This is a genomic window from Candidatus Aquicultor sp., from assembly GCF_054640775.1.
The window spans coordinates 1-15,582 of sequence record NZ_JBTSLF010000058.1; the positions used below are offsets into that span (position 1 = coordinate 1).

Genomic DNA, 15,582 nt, shown 5'->3' on the forward strand with positions numbered 1-15,582 from the left:
TTTTGGTTGGCGCTCGTATCGGGTGTCACCAGCAGTCTTGCTTACATCGGTAATTTTGCAGCAAGGGCCGAGCGCCGGGTGCATGTGTATACGGCGCTTGGGGCGGCGTTAGGTTCGTTCGCGCTTTTGCTGCTTGTCATATTTTTAAGGGCTCAGGCACTGGGCATTTCGCAAACGGCCGGCCCCTTTACGATGCGGATTATCTTTGCGGCGTTTCTCATCGGCATCTTTCTTTTAGTCGAGTCGATTTACGCGGGAAAGAGCACGAAGGTCAAAGCGCTTGGCATGGTGGTCATGCCGGTTGCGGTTATCCTGCAGTTTTTGGCCTGGCATGCCTATGGCCTCAGCGAGCAGTTGACCAACCAGCTCAAGAGCTACTGGGTTGGCATGCACGTCACCTTCGCCGTGCTGGCCTACGCGTCGATGACTGTGGCGCTCGCGCTGGCTGTCGCCTATATGCTTCAGGAAAAACAACTGAGAAATATGCGGACGAAGAAGCCCGGCAAGATTTTTCGCAAACTCCCGTCGCTCGAGATATCGGACGACCTGTGCCATAAATCCATTACGTTTAGCTTCACGTTTTTAACGTTAGTCATAGCAACCGGTGTCATGAGGGCAGAGATGTTGCCCGAGTGGTCGATGTGGTACATGGACCCGAAGATCCTTATGGCGATAGCCACCTGGGTCGTTTACGGTTCGTACCTTGTCGTGCGCGCCGCATTGGGATGGCGGGGCAAAAGGGCGAACACCTTTGCGATTCTCGGGTTCGGTGTGGCGATCGCAACGTATCTCATTGGAAACATCGGGTTTATCACCGAACTCTTGCCGAGTATACACAGATATGGTGGGGGTCTCGGTTAAGTAATGGCTTTTTACCCGTTATATATAGACTTAGAAAGCAAGAAATGCGTCGTAATCGGCGGAGGAGATGTTGCTGAGAGAAAGGTTATGTCACTCATCGAGTGCGGGGCCGATGTTACGGTCGTAAGCCCGCAGTTCACCCCGGGGCTGGCCCGCCTGGCAGAAGAGGGCCGCATAACGGCAACCGGGCGAGGTTACGAACCGGGTGACGTGGATGGGGCGACGCTCGCGATAGTGGCAACCGATAACAACGAGCTAAACAGGCAGGTTCATCAAGAAGCGACTAAAAAAAACATACCGGTTAATGTAGTGGATGTACCAGAGCTTTGTTCCTTCATCGTACCCTCGACAGTTCGCAGAGGCGATCTCGTCATAAGTATCTCTACCAGTGGAAGCTGTCCAGCCCTAGCAAAACACATTCGCAAGCAGTTGCAAGACGTGTTCGGGAGCGAATACGCGCGGTACTGCGAAGTCTTGAAGGATTTTCGTGCGGAAGTCAACGGCAAGTATGATGAGCCCGAAGAAAGAAAACAAGCCTTAAACAGGTTACTCAAGTCGGATGTACTCGATTTGATAAAGCAAGGCAATGACGGCGAAGTAGAGAAAAGAGTACGGTCATGCATATAATTGTTGCCGGTCTAAGTCATAAGACGGCCCCAGTTGAGATCAGGGAAACAGTGACGTTCCCCGAACAGATTCTATCAGACGCCCTGCATATGTTGACTGGCTATCCCAGTATCAACGAGGCGGTCATCCTCTCTACGTGCAACCGCATGGAAATCTACGTGGTTGCCAGCGACCCGGACAAGGGCAAGGATGATGTAATCCGGTTTATCAGCGACTACCACTCACTGGAGCGCGATAAGCTCGAGAAGTACCTGTATTTCCGTGAGGGCAAAAATGCGATCCTTCATTTGTTCAGGGTTGCTTCAAGCCTTGATTCCATGGTGATAGGTGAGGCGCAGATTCTCGGCCAGGTAAAGACCGCCTACAACGCGGCGTTTGAGGCAGAGGCGACTTCTACAGTCATGAACCGCCTCTTCCGCCACGGGTTTTTAGCGGGCAAGCGGGTGCGGACCGAGACGGAGATCGGCGAGAGCGCGGTCTCCATCAGCTACGCTGCGGTCGAACTCGCCAAGAAAGTGTTCGAATCCTTAAGCGGCAGGACGGTTATGCTAATCGGTGCCGGCGAGATGATCGAGCTTACGGCAACGCATCTGCTTAGTAACGGCGTAAGCAACGTCATCGTGACCAACCGTACCTATGAGCGTGCCGAGAGCCTTGCCCAGAAGTATAACGGGGTTGCCGTGCGGTTTAACGATTTTGTCGACCAGATGGTCTATGCCGATATCGTGATCAGCTCGACGGGCGCCCCTCATTATGTCGTAACCAAAGACCATGTAGGCTACGTGATGCAGAAGCGGAAAAACAAACCGATCTTCTTTATCGACATCGCGGTGCCGCGGGATATCGATCCGGCGGCCGCTAAGATTTACAACGTCTTCGCTTACGACATCGACGACCTGGACTCCGTTGTGCAGACCAACCTTGAAGAGAGGAAAAAGGCTGCTACAATAGCTGAGGAGATAGTTGAGCACGAGGTAGCAAACTTTAGCTCCTGGTTGGCCACCCTCGAAGTGGCGCCGACAATCGCAAGTCTTCGGCGTATGGCCGAGGAGATACGGCAAAAAGAGCTGGAGAAGCACTTACGTAAGCTCCCAAACCTTTCGGATGCCGAGCTTAACACGGTCAACGCGCTTACGAGCGCAATCGTAAACAAGTTGCTCCACCAGCCGATCGTCAAGGCCAAGGAGTGCTCGACCCGAAAAGACGGCTATCTCTATATAGAGTCCCTGAAAGTGCTGTTTAATATCGAGGACGAAGAAGAAAACGAAGAGCCGGAAGGCGCCTCGACCTTTGTCGCAAAGCCCGAGGCTTCATTTAAAATTAACAGGTGATTAGATGACAAAAAAGAAATTCATTCTTGGAACCCGCGGGAGCAAGCTGGCGCTCTGGCAATCGGAGCACGTAGCTTCGATCTTAAAAGAAAAAACCGGGGTTGAGATCGAGTTAAAGATCATCAAAACCCAGGGAGACAAAATCCTCGACGTGGCGCTGTCGCGTATCGGAGACAAAGGGCTTTTTGTAAAGGAAATCGAGACCGCGTTGCTTGAAGGCGAGGCCGATTTGGCCGTGCATAGCAGCAAGGATGTCCCGACGCAAATTCCCGAGGGCTTGACGCTCGGCGCTTTTCTAAAAAGGGTCGACCCCAGGGATGTATTGATATCAAAAAGCGGGCAGGGGCTTGACGCATTACCCGCCGGCTCTGTCATCGGCACGAGTTCACTGCGCAGGATAGCGCAGATATTGCATCGCCGTCCCGATCTTAAAATCGAGGACGTAAGAGGCAACCTCGATACGAGGCTTCGCAAGATGGATGACGGATTATTCGACGCCATCGTGCTTGCCGCGGCGGGTCTTGATAGGATGGGCTGGGCTGAAGGAATTACCGAGCGCATCCCGTCAGACGTTATGCTCTCAGCTGTCGGCCAGGGCGCAATCGCCATCGAGGTGCGCGAGGGCGATGAGGATATGCGCGAACTTATGGCCTATCTCGACGACCCGGCAACAAGGCCCGCGGTAACCGCCGAGCGGGCGCTTTTGCGCGAACTCGAGGGCGGCTGCCAGATACCGATAGGCGCTCTCGGCATCCTTGAAGACGGTGTATTAAAACTCGAAGGAATGGTCGCGGGCCTGGATGGTTCACGCCTCATCAGGGACAGCATCGCCGGTGCCCCCGAAGAGGCCGACGAGCTTGGCGTGCGCCTGGCAGATAAACTAAAGACGCAGGGCGCAGATGAAATCCTTGCCGAAGTAAGGGCGGAGACCCCTGTCGTCCCAAAACCAATCCACACTAACGGCTAATCGCTAACAACGTAGAGTGTTTAGCGCAAGTTAATATAAAGACGAAAAGGTAACGTGGAACAGTGAACGGTAAAGTATATTTAGTTGGGGCCGGTCCCGGCGACCCGAGACTTATAACGCTAAAAGGACTTGAGTGTATCGCTCAAGCCGATGTCATAATCTACGACCGCTTGGCAACCAATCTGTTGTTTGAGCACGCCAAGGCGGGGGCCGAGTTTATCTATGTCGGAAAAGCCGAAGGAAAGCACTCGGTGACCCAATCCGATATCAACATGCTTCTGGTTGAAAAGGCGAAGGAAGGCAAAGTCGTTACCCGCCTTAAAGGGGGCGACCCCCTTATATTCGGTCGCGGCGGTGAAGAGGCGCTGGTGCTGGTCGAACACGGCATCGAGTTTGAGTTTGTGCCGGGAGTCTCGGCGGGCAATGCCGTTCCCGCCTATGCGGGCATTCCGGTTACACACCGCGGCATGACCTCGACGGTCGCTTATGTGACCGGCCACGAGGACCCGCTGAAGCAGACTACCGATATCGACTGGAAGAGCCTTGTCGGCATCGGCACGATTATCTTTTACATGGGGATGCGCAATCTGCCTTCAATCGTCGAGCAGCTCATAAAAAACGGCCGCTCGCCGGAAACGCCGGTCGCCGTTGTAAGGTGGGGAACGACCCCGCAGCAGCAGACCGTCATCGGCACGCTTGAAAACATCGTCGGCCAGGTGACCCAGGCGAAGTTGAGGGCCCCGTCGATCATCATCGTGGGCGACGTCGTGGATTTGCGAGAGAAGCTGTGCTGGTTCGAGAAAAAGCCGCTCTTCGGCAAACGCATCCTCATAACCCGCGCAAAAGAACAGGCAAAAATATTTTCAGAGATGCTGACCGATCTCGGCGGGAACCCGATCGCGATTCCGACGATCAAGATTACCGATCCGGATAGTTTCGCCAATATCGATGCGGCCATCGAACGCCTGGAAAAGGGTCCCGGTTACGACTGGATCATTTTCACCAGTGCAAACGGCGTCCGCTATTTTATACGCCGCATGAAGACCCTCGGCAAGGATATCAGGATTCTTGCAGGGGCAAAGATCGCAACTATCGGCCCGGCCACCGCCAAGGCCGTGAAAAAGCTTTTATTGCATATCGACCTGACCCCTAGAGAGTTTGTCGCCGAGGGCCTTATCGCCGAATTCGAAAAACTTGGCGCACAGGGGAAGCGCTTTCTTATCCCAAGGGCTCTGGTGGCGCGCGACGTGTTGCCCGAGACCTTGCGCACGATGGGCGGCGAGGTCGATGTCGCCGAGGTATATCAAACGGTGCTGGATAGGCAAGCCGCACAGCATATAAAAGAAATGCTGGCAGAGAAAAGTATCGATATCGCCACATTTACAAGCCCGTCGACGATCAACAATTTTGCAAAACTGCTCGGCGACGAGTTTAAAGGACTTATGGATGGCGTGCTTATCGCCGCTATCGGCCCGGTAACGGCCGATGCCGTACGGAATCTCGGCTTGGATGTCGATATCCTCGCCGGCGAGTACACGATACCGGGTCTTGTCGATGCGATTCTAAAAACTAATTCTAAGAACTACTAATATTGTGAGTAAAGGAATTGATGGCTAATGTATTTTCCGACATACAGGCCGCGCCGGTTGCGCAAGAATGAGAACTTAAGAAGGATGGTACGCGAGACCCACTTGCGGGTCGATGACCTTATCTATCCGCTTTTTGTAGCGCCGGGCGAAGGCTTCAAAAAAGAGATCTCATCGATGCCGGGCAACTACCAGATGTCGATCGATAACATCGTCGGGGAGGCGCGAGAAGTCAAAGACCTCGGTATCCCCGCGATCCTATTGTTTGGAATACCATTCGCAAAAGATGAGGTGGGCTCAGAAGCCTACGATGAGGACGGTATAGTTCAGAGGGCCATCCGGGCGATCAAGAAAGAAGTTCCGGACCTGCTTGTGGTAACCGATGTGTGTCTCTGCGAATACACGAGCCACGGTCACTGCGGTATTATCCGTGACGGTGAGGTATTAAACGATGTCACCCTCGAGCTTCTCGCCAAAGAGGCGCTCACGCATGTGGAGGCCGGTGCCGATATCGTGGCCCCATCCGACATGATGGACGGACGCGTGGCTGCGATACGCTCTATTTTAGACGAGAACCGGTATCAAGACATCCCGATTATGGCGTACTCGGCAAAACACGCCTCGGCGTTCTACGGCCCGTTTAGGGAAGCGGCCGAGTCCACGCCGCAGTTCGGCGATCGCCGCTCGTATCAGATGGATGCGGCAAACGGCCTTGAGGCCCTGCGCGAGGTATCCCTCGATATCGAGGAAGGCGCAGATATCGTCATGGTAAAACCGGCTCTGAGTTGCCTCGATTTGATTTACGCGATAAAGAAAGAATTCGGCTACCCGACAGCCGCCTACAATGTGAGCGGTGAGTTCTCGATGGTGAAAGCCGCAGCAGAGAAAGGCTGGATTGATGAGAAGCGCGTGGCTCTGGAGATCTTGACCGGTATCAAACGGGCCGGTGCAGATATAATCATCACGTATCACGCCAAAGATGCGGCCAGGTGGCTGAGTTAAGGGTCCAGAGGCCAGGGTCCTGGGTCCAGGGATGAGGGTCGAGAATGTAGGCCAAGGCATAAAAAGATCTTTTAGATATTTTAAGAAATACATGGGTTGGGTGTTCGTTAGGAGCAGGTAAAGAAGAGGGGTTTTCCCCTGGACCCTGGTCCCCGGACCCAGGACCCTGCAAGTGTAAGCAGGAGGCTATTGTTGTGAGTAATCAGGAAACGCCAAAAGCCGAGATAAAGGAACTCAAAGGGGCTGTACCCCCACCGAGAATGATCGCATGGGAGATAACGCGAAGCTGTAATCTCGCGTGCATTCATTGTCGCGCGTCCGCCCTCCATGGGGCATACGAAGGGGAACTCTCGACGGAGGAGGCAAAGGCGCTTCTCGACAATATAAAATCATTCAGCGACCCCATTATAATTCTTACCGGCGGTGAGCCGTTGGCCAGGCCTGATTTCTACGAAATAGCAAAATACGGGCATGACATCGGGCTGAGAATGGTTCTCGGCACAAACGCAACGCTCATGACCCCCGAGATAGCCGCCAAGCTAAAAGAAGTCGGCATACCGAGAATGAGCGTTAGCATCGATTTCCCGTTCGCCGAAAAGCACGATGAATTTAGGGGACTGAAAGGCGCTTTTGATGACGCGGTCAGGGGTATAAAAATCGCCCAGGAGGCGGGAATCGAAGTGCAGATCAACTCGACCATCACCAAGCTCAATGTCGAGTATCTTGATGATTTGCTTAAATTCGCCAAGGACGTCGGTGCCGTTGCGTTCCACCCGTTCCTGCTGGTTCCCACCGGTCGCGGTAAGGAGCTGGAGGAGCAGGAGCTTCCGCCGGAAGAATATGAGCGCGCGCTGAACTGGGTCTACGATAAACAAAAGGAAGAGAAAGATATCTTCTTTAAACCAACCGATGCGCCGCACTACTTCAGGATCATGCGCCAGCGCGCCAAGGCCGACGGGGAGAAGGCGTCAACGATGATGTCCGGGCACCCGCACGCATCACGCGGCCTTGAGACGATGACGAGGGGCTGCCTTGGCGGCATCGGCTTCTGCTTCATAAGCCACGTCGGCCAAGTTCAACCATGCGGCTACTTCGAGAAAGCGGCCGGCAATGTTAAAGAGAAGCCCTTTAATGAAATCTGGGAAACCTCACCGCTTTTTATGGATTTAAGAGACTTCGACAAACTTAAAGGCAAATGCGGGGTCTGCGAGTACAAGCGTGTCTGCGGCGGCTGCCGTGCCCGTGCGTTTGAGGCCACCGGAGATTATCTTGCCGAAGAGCCTTACTGCGTGTACGTGCCAAAAGCGGCTGCAGTAACCGGCGACTCTGGGTGCGGTTGCGGAAGCCAGGGTTGTCAATAAATAGTTAACAATCGTTCAATTATTATATACACTATCATAATCCCAGGTGCTTTGCGCTTGGGATTACTGCAGGTAGAAGCAGGTTGTTAACATGTTAACCAATAATGTACAAAGTGTTAATAAATAGTGTACAGTAATTATTGTAAATAAAAAGTGAACGTAAACAATAAGTGAACAAGCGGTGCGGACGTATCCGTTTGAGAAGACGAACAAAGAAGTTTTAGTATAAAGTATTTTATTGCAAATATTCGGAGGGAGAAGCATGGACACATCGAGATCTCGGCAGTTATTCGACGAAGCCCAGAAGTATATTCCGGGGGGAGTCAACAGTCCGGTGCGGGCGTTCAAATCGGTAGGACTAAGCCCGCTGTTTATTGAGAAAGCAAAGGGCTCAAAGATATACGACGTTGACGGCAATGAGTATATCGATTACGTGGCGTCATGGGGGCCGATGATTCTGGGCCATGCGAACGATGAGATAAACGCAGCGGTAAGGGCAGCCCTTGAGAACGGCACAAGCTTTGGCGCGCCCACAGAACTCGAGGTCGAGATGGCAAAAGCTGTAGTCAATGCGGTGCCGTCGGTTGAAAAGGTAAGGATGGTCAGTTCGGGGACCGAGGCGGTCATGAGTGCCATTCGCCTGGCGCGCGGCTATACGGGACGCGCGAAGTTCGTAAAGTTCGAGGGCTGCTATCACGGGCACTCGGATGCATTGCTCGTTCAGGCCGGTTCCGGTGTTACCACACTCGGTTTGCCGGATAGCCCTGGCGTTACCAAGGGCGCTGCCCAGGACACTATAAACCTGCCCTATAACGACCTCGAGGCGGTCGAGAAGCTCCTCCGCGAGCAGCACGAGCAGATCGCCGCGGTTATCATCGAGCCGGTCGGGGGAAACGCGGGGGTCATCCCTCCAAAAGAGGGGTTTCTCGAGGGTTTGAGAAAGGTCACCAAAGAGTACGGCGTTGTTTTGATATTTGACGAGGTCATTACCGGTTTTAGGGTATCGTACGGCGGCGCCCAGAAGTATTACAACGTCATGCCCGATTTAACCTGCCTCGGCAAGATCATCGGCGGCGGCTTCCCGGTCGGGGCATTTGGCGGTCGCACCGAGATCATGGATGCGATTGCGCCTGTAGGCTCGGTCTATCAAGCGGGGACGCTTTCGGGAAACCCGATTGCGATGACCGCCGGCATTACACTGCTCAATATCCTGAAAAACCCCAAGGTCTACGAAGAGCTGGATCGCAAGGGTGCGCTGTTTGCCGGTGGCCTGAAAGCTGCGGCTGAAGAGGCGGGGGTACCCGCGCAGTTTACCCGCGTAGGCTCACTGAGCTGCATGTTCTTCACGGACCAGCCGGTGTATGACTACCAGAGCGCAAAGACATCCGATACTGCCAGGTACGCGGCATACTTTAAATCAATGCTCGAGCAGGGCATCAACCTCGCCCCCTCGCAGTTCGAAGCCGCCTTTGTTTCGACCGCCCACACCGAAGTGGACATCGACCGCACGATTGAAGCAGCTAGGAGAGCCCTCAAGAGCTTAGTTGTAAAAGCATAAGGCTTAGAGCACACAAGGAAGTAAGTAGGCAGTAAGCAGTAGGCACTAGGCAGAATAAAACAGTAAGAACAAGTTAGGGCGGAGCTAAGCTCCGCCCTATATGCTGCCTACTCCGTACTGCTTACTGCCTACTGTTCTATCCCAGCAGATTGCCCGTCATCTTCAAAGCGCTAGAGAAGCTATCAAGGTAATTCTGGGGATTGAGCAGGTAGTCGAATTTATCCGGGTCTTCGGCGATTGAAACGTAAAGCGGCCGGGCTTCGGTGAGGCCGAACTCCGGCACTTCGTTTGCCTTAGCCCATTTGGGCACGCTAAGCTCCACGTAATTTTCGTTTTTCTCCCAGGAGAAGTCTTCGAGTTCGTAATACGCGCCCCCGTGCAGGTCTTCGAGTGGTTTATAAATCGACTTAAAGCCATCCGCCGTAACGTTGCTCATAACCAGCGGCTCGTCTCCGGGATTAATCGTTATATGGCCGTAGCCTGGGGGAATTACAACTTTTTGACCGGGTAGCGCCTCGACTACAAAGAACTCCAGCACCTTGTTTCCATCCACCTTCTGGCAGATATAGTGGGCGCGCCCGCTTATTACCTCATACACTTCGGGATAGGTAACGTTGGTGCCGGGGACGAGGGGGTGGTAGTGCCCCACGGTTTTAACACGCTCCCGCCCAACCGCGCCGGGTTGAAGCGTTGTGATATCGTAGCGGTAGTTCCTTTGCCTGAACATGCTCTTATGATCCGGCCAGCCGATGTCGCGGTACATGAAATAGACTTCCTCGGGGCCCTTAAGCGGGGAATTCGGTGCCAGAACAACCTCTAAAGCGGCCAGATGGCGGACATCCGGCTTTACCTCCGGCAGACCTCCCTCGAATACCAGGCGGGCATCCTCTAGTTGCAACGGTAAACCTGAAACTGTATCGAGCTTTAGCAAATCCACTCCTCCATTCTAAGCAGTAGGTTTTGGATAGGGTCATTAATTAGCTGTTTGGTTGGTATTCTAAAAATGCACGTGGTTTTCCTGCATAGTCGCCGGTTTTTATTAGACCGCTAGGTAGTGGAAAGCGTCTTTAACGGTCGCCACCACCACTCATTGCCGCGATACCAGTCGATCGTCATGCCCATTGCGGTGGCAAAATCATAGTGCGGCTCCCAACCGAGGGCGCGCACTTTCGAGGTCTCGATCGAGTACCTGCGGTCATGCCCCAGCCGGTCGGGCACATACTGCTTCAGCGATTTCGGCTTTTGCAGGTGGTCTAGGATGGTGCCGGTGATGATGAGGTTCGTCACCTCGTTGCCGGCGCCGATGTTGTAGATCTCGCCGGTCTCTCCCTTATGGAGCACCGCGTCTATACCGCGGCAATTATCTTCGACATAGCACCAGTCCCGAACGTTCTTGCCGTCGCCGTAGATGGGAACAGGGATATCCTCAAGCAGGTTGGTAGCGAACAGCGGTATGAGTTTTTCCGGATATTGATACGGGCCGAAGTTATTCGAGCTTCTAGTTATGATAACCGGTACCCCGAACGTCGTGTAGTAGGAGCGGCACAAGAGATCCGCCGAGGCCTTGCTTGCGGAGTATGGGCTGCTCGGCTCGAGAGGATCGGTCTCTTTAAACGAGCCCACATCGATGCTGCCGTACACCTCGTCGGTGCTTACCTGTAAGTACCGTGGGACAGCAAGCTCACGCACGGCCTCAAGGAGCACCTGCGTGCCCATGATATTGGTGGCTATGAACTCTTTAGCCGAGGTTATCGAGCGGTCGACATGGCTCTCCGCCGCAAAATTAACCACGGCGTCGCATCCCTTTAAGGCCGCTATGACGGCGTTCGCGTCGCAGATATCAGCTTTAACGAACCGGTAGCGCGGGTCTTCGTCGACCCCTTTAAGGTTATCCAGGTTGCCGGCATAGGTCAGCTTATCAAAGTTAACAATCTCGTAGTGTGCGTAGGAATCCAGCATATACCGGATAAAGTTCGAACCGATAAACCCGGCCCCACCCGTCACAAAAATCTTCAAAACCCAAAACCTCCATAGTTTATAATTCTTAGCCGTGCTTGATGCCCCAGTCGTAGGGGATTACCTCGCTATCGTAGGGAAGCCGGTGCTCGTCCGGTTCCCGGTAGTTATATGACTGCGTGGGGATGTTGATGACGATAGCCTCTGTTTCGCTCATGCATTTCCAACCGTGGTACACATCGGTCGGAACCTGAACGAGTACGGGATTATGCTCGCCGATAAAAAACTCGTTGACCTCACCCCTGGTGGGCGACCCCTCCCGGTCATCGTAGAGTGCAAGCTTCAGCATCCCCTTGACTACCACTATATTATCGGTTTGCAGCTTATGCAAATGCCAGGCTTTGATGACCCCGGGGTAGGTGGTCGTCATGTAAACCTGCCCGAACTGCTCGAATACGTCATCATCGCCCCTCAGGATTTCCATCAGGCGCCCGCGCTCGTCGGGGATTACTTTAAGGTTTTTGAGTTTAACACCATCTATCACGAGTCGTTCGACCTCCTTTCGCCTTCCAGGCTTCAGTCCACGCCTTTCGCCCTCCGGGCTCCAGTCCAGGCTGCAGTTCGCCTTTCAGGCTGCAGATAATTAAAGGACTTCCACTTCGCTGTTATCGCCGACCATAAGCCTGTACGCCTTGGGTTTTCGCTCGCTTCTGTGGACCCTTACGTTTCGCCCGAGCAAGCTGTCTTCGATGCGGCTTCCGATGGCGTCGATCGTGCAGTCGGCCAAGATTATGGAGTGCTCGACTTCGCTGTTCATAATCGTTACATTGTCGTGTACCGAGGTGAACGGGCCGATGTAGGAGTGTAGTATCTTACTGTTCTTGCCGATTATAGCCGGGCCCCGCACGACCGAGCCGTGGATTTTCGCCCCGGCCTCGACAATTACTTTGCCGTAAACGGTACTACTTTTATCGACGGTGCCTTCGATCCTGGTTTCGATAGTCTCGAGCATGATACGGTTGGCCTCGAGCATGTCCTCGAGCTTTCCGGTGTCCTTCCACCATCCTTCGATCACATGCGGCTGCACATCGTAGCCCGCATCCACCAGGTACTGGATGGCGTCGGTAATCTCAAGCTCGCCGCGGCCGGATGGTTTGATGGCGTTAACCGCCTCAAAGACGTTCTTATCAAACATATACACACCGACCAACGCAAGGTCGGATGGCGGCTCTTTTGGTTTTTCCACCAGGCTTTTTATCCTACCGCCCTTTGGGCTTCGGCCATCCTCAAGCTCGGCGACACCGAATGCCTGTGGGTTCGGCACATGCGCAAGAAGTATCTGGCAGTTGGGCTTCTCCTGTTTAAACTCATCGACCAGGCCGCATATGCCATCTTTGATGAGGTTGTCGCCCAAAAACATAACGAACGTATCATCCTGGATGAAAGGCTCGGCGATCTTAACGGCGTGGGCGAGGCCTAACGGGGCTTCCTGCTCGATGTACGTGATGGCGACACCGAACCGGCCGCCGTCACCCACAGCTTGCTTTACCTCGTCCTTCGTCTCGCCAACGATGATACCGATCTCTGTGATCCCCGCCGCCCGTATCGTCTCGATCGCATAAAAGAGGATCGGTTTGTTGGCGACCGGGACGAGTTGCTTCGCACTGGTAAAAGTGATGGGTCTCAGGCGTGTCCCGGTTCCGCCGCTTAAGATTAAACCTTTCATACAACTGTCCTCCAGCAGAAAACGCACATTATCTGAAGCTGCTGCCCCTCCGGCTTCGCGGATGGGCGAACTGCAGCCCGGATGGGCGAACTGCAGCCGGAACGGCGAAAGGAGTGAGCTATTTATTAATTCACGTAAACGGGAAAGTTTAAACAAGAAAAGAATGGCGCCATCCGATAATCGTCGGGATGGTTGGATGAGGGGAGAGTTTTTGAAGGTACTTGTAACAGGAGCAAGAGGAATGCTCGGCACCGATATGGTCGAGGTCCTGTCGAAGGAGCATACGGTTAGGGGGCTTGATGTGGGCGAGGTGGATATCACCGATGCCCGTGCCGTCGAAACATCTATTCTTGAAGTGGAACCGCAGATTGTCGTCCATGCGGCGGCATATACCGACGTAGATGGGTGTGAAAGCAATGTACGTGACGCATACCGTGTAAATGCGATAGGAACCCGAAATATCGCCCTGGCATGCCGGAAGGTCGGTGCGGCAATGCTTTACGTTAGCACGGATTTTGTATTCGATGGGTTCAAAACGGAACCTTACCTCGAGCGGGACCGACCGAATCCGCTTAACGTCTATGGCTTTTCAAAGTTAGCCGGCGAGCAGTTTGTGTCAAGCCTTCTTGCCGAGCACTACATTATTAGGACTGCCTGGCTTTACGGCGAAAACGGTAAGAACTTTGTCACGACCATGATGAGGTTGGCGGACTGCAGCCTGAACTGGAGCCCAAAGGGCGAAAGGCGTGGACTGCAGCCTGAAAGGCGAAAGGCGTGGGGGAAACTCAAGGTGGTCGACGACCAATTCGGCTCTCCGACTTATACGGTAGACGTTGCTCTGGCCGTTGCCCGTCTCATCAAAACGGGGAAATATGGGATGTATCACGCGGTCAACTCCGGTCAGGTATCATGGTGTGGCTTTGCGCGAAAGGTGCTAGAATTAAGCGGGAGGCACCGGGTACCCGTTAAGCCTATATCTTCAGAACAGTTGAGCAGGCCGGCAATACGACCCGCATACTCCGTCTTACAAAACAGCGCGCTTGCATCGACTATTGGGGGTTCGATACGCACGTGGGAAAGCGCGCTCGAAGATTTTATTGGGAACAGGATGGTTAAGCCGAAGCCGAGTGGCGAAGGGAGAGACAAAAGTGCCTAATACACCAAAGAAGAGCATAAAAAAGGCAGTTATTCCGGCTGCGGGCCTCGGGACGAGGTTCTTACCGATAACCAAATCGCAGCCCAAAGAGATGATTCCCGTTGTGGATAAACCGACGATACAGTACGTAGTGGAAGAGGCGGTCGCATCCGGCATCCACGATGTCTTGATCATTACCGGGCGGGGAAAGCGCGCCATCGAGGACCACTTCGACCGCTCCTTTGAACTCGAGTCGGTACTCAAGAAGAAAAACGATCACATCGCCGTGGCTGAACTCGAGGAGATCGCAAAGCTTGCGGATATCCACTATATCAGGCAGAAGATAGCAGCAGGTTTGGGGCACGCCGTTCTCTGTGCGGAAAAGCACATCGGGGACAACCCCTTTGCCGTGCTCCTTGGGGACGCGATAACGCTGGGCGACAACCCCTGCATAAAGGAACTCATCAAAGTTTATAACAAGCTTGGCGCAAGCGTTGTTGCGGTTGAGCGTGTTCCCATGCAAGAGGTGAATAAATACGGAATCATACAGGCCGAAAAAATAGGGGAGCACCTCTACAGGGTAACTGACCTCGTTGAAAAGCCGTCTCTAAAAGAGGCCCCGTCGGATCTTGCGATGCTCGGCAGGTATATCTTAACCCCCGGTATCTTCCCGGCGCTTTCTAAAACAGAGCCGGGTTTAGGCGGAGAACTTCAGCTTACCGATGCATTGAAGCGGCTCTTAAAGAAAGAGGAGATCTATGCCTTCGAAGTAACGGGGCCGCGCTATGATATCGGCAACAAGCTCAGCTGGATAAAAGCCACGGTTGAACTCGCATTGATGAACAAGGAATTCGGGGCTGAACTTAGGAGCTATCTTAAAGAATTGCTGAGCGAGTAAGCAGTTTGCTATCCCTGGTCAGGCAAGATCAAGCGGTAAAATGACGCTGCACGTTGTGCCTCTATTTAACTATAATATTTTATCATCAGGTATTGTATATGCAATACGATTACTTTATTGTAATATGACATGGAGGGCAGGCGTTTATATGCAGCAGCAGAAATCGAAGAAGCCGACAAAGTAAGTCCTATGCCGCTTACTTACCATGCGATACTTTCAACGCACGATAAGAATCCGCTTTTTAGCTCTGCGAGCAATTGCAACAACCTTGCGTATTTGATTTTTGAGACATCCGTTTTACACAAGTACAGCCTGTTCGCTTTTTGCATTATGCCGGACCACCTCCATCTTCTGGTGCAACCGGGAGATGTTCTGCTGGCCCACTTCATCAAACTGTTAAGGTTTAGATACGAGTATGTGATGACGCGGGTCGGTTACAAAGATGCGGTGTGGCGCCCCGATTTTATAGACTATCCCTTGCCCGACGAGGAAATAATAACTACGGCGCTTTTTATTTATGAGAATCCGGTGCGCAACGGGCTGGTTGAGAATGCGGCGGAATATCCTTTTTCAT

15 protein-coding genes are annotated in these 15,582 nt (G+C 53.3%); 11 read left to right on the forward strand and 4 right to left on the reverse strand.

The window, feature by feature from the left end; genetic code table 11:
• The 8 genes from ACYC56_RS06510 to hemL all read left to right on the forward strand — a co-directional run.
• Window positions 1-861 (forward strand): cytochrome C assembly family protein (locus ACYC56_RS06510; protein ID WP_461373369.1); only part of this gene is annotated, 861 nt, incomplete at its 5' end.
• Window positions 862-864: 3 nt separating this feature from the next.
• Window positions 865-1,488, forward strand: coding sequence for a precorrin-2 dehydrogenase/sirohydrochlorin ferrochelatase family protein (locus ACYC56_RS06515; protein ID WP_461373370.1), 624 nt, complete (start codon window positions 865-867; stop codon window positions 1,486-1,488).
• The gene (gene hemA / locus ACYC56_RS06520) at window positions 1,479-2,819 is read left to right on the forward strand and encodes a glutamyl-tRNA reductase (RefSeq protein ID WP_461373371.1); all 1,341 of its coding nucleotides are present in this window, start codon (window positions 1,479-1,481) and stop codon (window positions 2,817-2,819) included. Before ACYC56_RS06515 ends, hemA begins: the two co-directional genes overlap by 10 nt.
• 4 nt (window positions 2,820-2,823) lie before the next feature.
• Window positions 2,824-3,786 (forward strand): hydroxymethylbilane synthase, encoded by a 963-nt coding sequence (hemC, locus tag ACYC56_RS06525; protein WP_461373372.1) that lies wholly within the window; start codon window positions 2,824-2,826, stop codon window positions 3,784-3,786.
• Window positions 3,787-3,848: 62 nt separating this feature from the next.
• Window positions 3,849-5,375, forward strand: a complete 1,527-nt coding sequence (cobA, locus tag ACYC56_RS06530; protein WP_461373373.1) for a uroporphyrinogen-III C-methyltransferase — start codon at window positions 3,849-3,851, stop codon at window positions 5,373-5,375.
• A gap of 27 nt (window positions 5,376-5,402) precedes the next feature.
• A complete protein-coding gene (gene hemB, locus ACYC56_RS06535; protein WP_461373374.1) occupies window positions 5,403-6,374 on the forward strand; it encodes a porphobilinogen synthase in 972 nt (323 codons plus the stop codon).
• A 194-nt stretch (window positions 6,375-6,568) separates the two neighbouring features.
• Entirely contained in the window at window positions 6,569-7,735 is a 1,167-nt protein-coding gene (gene ahbD / locus ACYC56_RS06540) for a heme b synthase (RefSeq protein ID WP_461373375.1), read from the forward strand.
• A gap of 262 nt (window positions 7,736-7,997) precedes the next feature.
• The gene (gene hemL, locus ACYC56_RS06545; RefSeq protein WP_461373376.1) at window positions 7,998-9,293 is read left to right on the forward strand and encodes a glutamate-1-semialdehyde 2,1-aminomutase; all 1,296 of its coding nucleotides are present in this window, start codon (window positions 7,998-8,000) and stop codon (window positions 9,291-9,293) included.
• Window positions 9,294-9,429: 136 nt separating this feature from the next.
• On the opposite strand, the gene ACYC56_RS06550 is transcribed toward hemL, so the two are convergent.
• From ACYC56_RS06550 to ACYC56_RS06565, 4 genes are all read right to left on the reverse strand, one after another.
• Window positions 9,430-10,224: a glucose-6-phosphate isomerase family protein gene (locus ACYC56_RS06550; RefSeq protein WP_461373377.1), complete on the reverse strand. Its 795-nt coding sequence runs from the start codon at window positions 10,222-10,224 to the stop codon at window positions 9,430-9,432.
• Between the two features lie 116 nt (window positions 10,225-10,340).
• Entirely contained in the window at window positions 10,341-11,309 is a 969-nt protein-coding gene (rfbB, locus tag ACYC56_RS06555; protein WP_461373378.1) for a dTDP-glucose 4,6-dehydratase, read from the reverse strand.
• Between the two features lie 28 nt (window positions 11,310-11,337).
• Entirely contained in the window at window positions 11,338-11,793 is a 456-nt protein-coding gene (locus ACYC56_RS06560; protein WP_461373379.1) for a dTDP-4-dehydrorhamnose 3,5-epimerase family protein, read from the reverse strand.
• Between the two features lie 99 nt (window positions 11,794-11,892).
• On the reverse strand, window positions 11,893-12,975 hold the full coding sequence (locus ACYC56_RS06565) for a glucose-1-phosphate thymidylyltransferase (RefSeq protein WP_461373380.1): 1,083 nt from the start codon (window positions 12,973-12,975) through the stop codon (window positions 11,893-11,895).
• 211 nt (window positions 12,976-13,186) lie between these two features.
• Between ACYC56_RS06565 and ACYC56_RS06570 the strand changes: the two genes are divergently transcribed.
• The 3 genes from ACYC56_RS06570 to ACYC56_RS06580 all read left to right on the forward strand — a co-directional run.
• Window positions 13,187-14,131, forward strand: coding sequence for an SDR family oxidoreductase (locus ACYC56_RS06570; RefSeq protein ID WP_461373381.1), 945 nt, complete (start codon window positions 13,187-13,189; stop codon window positions 14,129-14,131).
• On the forward strand, window positions 14,124-15,008 hold the full coding sequence (gene galU / locus ACYC56_RS06575; RefSeq protein WP_461373382.1) for a UTP--glucose-1-phosphate uridylyltransferase GalU: 885 nt from the start codon (window positions 14,124-14,126) through the stop codon (window positions 15,006-15,008). Before ACYC56_RS06570 ends, galU begins: the two co-directional genes overlap by 8 nt.
• Before the next feature lie 129 nt (window positions 15,009-15,137).
• Window positions 15,138-15,582, forward strand: a 445-nt coding sequence (locus ACYC56_RS06580; protein WP_461373383.1) for a transposase, incomplete at its 3' end; no start/stop codon positions are given.